General features: G+C 74.7%; 4 protein-coding genes. All 4 read right to left on the bottom strand.

The annotated features are described in order from the left end of the window. The coding region (locus HW577_RS26720; RefSeq protein ID WP_332837793.1) for a nicotinate-nucleotide adenylyltransferase at nucleotides 1-489 on the bottom strand (489 nt) is incomplete at its 3' end. Then, on the bottom strand, nucleotides 486-1,337 hold the full coding sequence (locus tag HW577_RS26715; protein ID WP_232475174.1) for a 2-keto-4-pentenoate hydratase: 852 nt from the start codon (nucleotides 1,335-1,337) through the stop codon (nucleotides 486-488). The genes HW577_RS26715 and HW577_RS26720, both read right to left, overlap by 4 nt. 176 nt (nucleotides 1,338-1,513) lie before the next feature. Further along, nucleotides 1,514-2,254, bottom strand: coding sequence for a hypothetical protein (locus HW577_RS22750; RefSeq protein ID WP_198378396.1), 741 nt, complete (start codon nucleotides 2,252-2,254; stop codon nucleotides 1,514-1,516). After that, nucleotides 2,251-3,441: glutamate-5-semialdehyde dehydrogenase (locus tag HW577_RS22745; protein ID WP_198378395.1), on the bottom strand; the 1,191-nt coding region annotated here is incomplete at its 5' end. The genes HW577_RS22745 and HW577_RS22750, both read right to left, overlap by 4 nt.

Below are 3,441 nucleotides of genomic sequence, written 5' to 3'. Positions count from 1 at the left end.
TGCGCGACGATGGCGGCGCAGCGCCGCCGCCGCCTGCCCCGCCAGCGCGCGGCGCGTGAAGCCCGGCCGCGGCAGCACCGCAAGCGCCGTGTTGCGCGCGATGCGCCGCCAGCCCTTCCAGCGCGGCAACTGGCAGAGGTTGTCGGCGCCGATGACGAAGACGAAGCGCACGCGCCGGAAGCGCCGCCGCAGCTGCAGCAGCGTGTCCGCCGTGTAGCGCGTGCCGAGCACGCGCTCGATGTCGGTGGCGATGATGCGGCCGCCTTCCTCAAGCCGCCGGGCGGAGGCCAGCCGTTCCGCCAGCGGCGCCATGCCCGCCACCGGCTTTAACGGATTGCCGGGCGAGACCATCAGCCAGAGCTGGTGCAACCGCAGCGCGCGCAGCGCCATGCGCGCGACATGCAGGTGTCCCGCATGCGCCGGGTTGAAGGACCCGCCGAGCAGCCCGATGCGGCGCGCGCGGGAATCGCCGAAGCGGCCGGGCCTCACCGCGTTCGGACGCTCACCGTCACCGGCTGCGCCATCAGCCCTTCGTAGCGCACCGTGTAGGTGCGACCGGCCTCGGTCGGCAGGGCCGGGGAGAAGCCGCCGAGCGAGACGTAGTCCCCCGCGCGCAGCCGCAGCCCGCGCTTCGCGAGGTCCTCCACCAGCCAGGGAACGACGTCGAGCGGATGGCCGAGCAGCGCCGTTCCCGGCGCGCGCGCGAGTTCGCGCTGGTCGTTCGCCAGCACCACCGTCATCTCGGCAAGCCGCGCGGCGAACGCCTCCGTCGCCTCCGGCGCGATCGGCGTGCCGAGCACGCCGAGCCGCGCGCCGACATTGATGGCGAGCAGGTTCGGCCCGTCCATGCCGCCCGAGAGCGCGAGGTCCGGCATCTCGATGAAGGGGATCACCTGGTCGATGTGGCGCAGGATCGCGACGCGGTCGCGCCCTGCGCCGTTGATGCCCTCGTCGCGGATGCGCACCATCAGGTCGGCCTCGACCGTCGGCACGGCGCCGAAGCGGGCCGGCACTTCCGCCCCGTCGCGCAGCCGGATCGTGCTTTCGAAGATCGTGCCGGTGATCGGGTGGCCGAGGCCGAAGCGCTGCTGCGCCGCCGGATTGGTCAGTCCCACCTTGTAGCCGACCGGCCGCCCCCATTCGCGGGAGAGGATGGCGACGAGCCGGTCCTGCCCGCATTGCCCGTCCGCCATCGACGTCATGCCCGTGAGCGCGGGCGAGCGCGTATTGGCGACGAGCGCGGCGGCGAGCCGTTCGACGGCGGCTTCCTCCGGGCAAGCGGCCTGCGCCGCGGTGGGCAGTGCGAGCAAGGCGGCGGCGATCAGCATGCGGCGCATCGGCGTTCCTCCATCCCTGCCGCGATGGTAGCGGCGCGCCGCGTCGCGGCGAAAGGGCCTGATGCGCGACGCGACGGGCAGGCACCGTCGCAGGGCGCGTGCGGGACGCCGGCCTTCGCTTCGCGGCAGGCCCCGCCGGCCCGGACGTCAGGGCCGCAGCCCTGGTGCCGAGGCGCTCAGCGAAACTGCACGGCGACCGCTCCGAGCTCCCGCACATCGAGCCGCCACGACTCTCCCGGCCGCGGCGCGATCGGCGCCGCCGGCCCGAGCAGCGCAACGACCTCGCCCGCGCGAAGAGGCCGGCCTGCGGCGATGCGGGCGCGGGCGAAGTCGGCCAGCAGCACCTCCGGAGAGGCCGCCAGGCCCAGCGAGGCCGCCATCACGCTGCCAGCGGCCTGCAGCGTCGCCATGGGCGTGTCCGCGGCAAGGGCGCCCTCCGCGCCGACCACGCCGAGCCTGAGGCCGAGATTGCCGGCGATGTGCGCCGCGCGCCCCGCGCCCTGCACGGCGGCGAGGTCGAGCAGCGCGAGATAGGGTGCGGCGGCGATCGCGCGCCCATCCTCGCCGATGCGCAGCAGCAGGCCGGGCGCGACCGCGGGGCGGATGGCGAAGGCGGCCTCGATGGTGGCGCCGGATATTGCGCGCAGGTTCGCGTGGAACAGCGCGCCCGCGATCGGCGGCAGCGCCTCTGCCGCCAGCGCATGGCCGGACACATCGCCCCAGGGCTGCGCCAGCGTCGCGACCAGACGGCCTTGCGCGCAGGCCGCTTCCGCCTCCGTCATCGCCGGGAAGGGCGCGGGCAGGCGCCGTTCCAGCAGCGCCTGGGCGAAGCGCGCGACATCGGCCATCTCCGGGCAGGCGGCCTGCGCCGGCGCGGCTGCGAGGATGCCGAGCAGCGCGGCGGCGGCGCGCCTCACGGCCGCGTCTGGCCGGTCCCGATCACCTGGTAGCGGAAGGTGCAGAGCTGCTCGAGCCCGACCGGCCCGCGCGCATGCATCCGCCCGGTGGCGATTCCGATCTCCGCCCCGAAGCCGAATTCGAACCCGTCGCAGAACTGCGTCGAGGCGTTCCACATCCCGACGGCCGAGCCGAGCCCATCGAGGAACTGACGCGCCGCGTCCTCGTCCCCCGTGACGATCGCTTCCGTATGCTCGGAGCCGAAGCGGGCGATGTGGGCGAGCGCATCCTCGACGCCGTCCACCACCTTCACCGACAGCACGGCGTCGAGCCATTCGGTGGCGAAATCCTGCTCGGTCGCCGCCGGGAGGTCCGGGCAGATCGCGCGCGCACGGTCGTCGGCGCGGAAGCCACAGCCCAGCGCGGCGAGGTCGGCCACCAGCAGCGGCAGCAGCGACGGTGCGATGGCGGCGTCGATCAGCAGCGTTTCCGTCGCGCCGCAGATGCCGGTGCGGCGCATCTTCGCGTTCGCCAGGATCGACCGCGCCATGGCGGGATCGGCCGCCGCGTGGATGTAGGTGTGGCAGAGCCCCTCGGCATGGGCGAGGACGGGCACGCGCGCCTCCTCCATCACCCGCGTCACCAGGCCCTTGCCGCCGCGCGGCACGATCAGGTCGATGAGCCCCGAGGCCCGCAGCATCGCGCCGACGAAGGCGCGGTCCTGCGTCGCGGCCAGCTGGATCGCATCCTCCGGCAGGTTCGCCATGCGCAGCCCGTGGCGCAGGCAGTCCGCGATGGCGGCTGCGGATCGCGCGCTTTCCGACCCGCCGCGCAGCAGCACGGCCGATCCCGCCTTGAGGCAGAGCGCGCCGGCATCGGCCGTCACGTTCGGGCGGCTTTCGAAGATCATGCCGATGACGCCGAGCGGCTGCGCGACGCGGCGGATGACAAGGCCGTTCGGCCGCGTCCATTCCGCCAGCACGCGCCCGACCGGGTCGGGCAGGGCGGCCACCTGCTCCAGCCCCGCGGCGATGGCCTCGATGCGTGCGGGGGTCAGCGTCGCCCGGTCGCGATAGGCCTGCGTCAGGTCGGGCGCGGCCTCGAGATCCGCCGCATTGGCCGCGAGCAGCGCCGGTGCCGCTTCGCGAAGGCGCGCGGCGGCGACGACCAGCGCCGCGTCCTTCGCCGCCGATGGCGCGCGCGCGAG

Origin of the sequence: Neoroseomonas rubea (genome assembly GCF_016106015.1) — a bacterium.
In the GTDB taxonomy this organism is placed as follows: Bacteria; Pseudomonadota; Alphaproteobacteria; order Acetobacterales; family Acetobacteraceae; genus Neoroseomonas; species Neoroseomonas rubea.
Note: the sequence above shows the minus strand (reverse complement) of the source record. Positions and strands in the feature narration are given on the sequence as shown.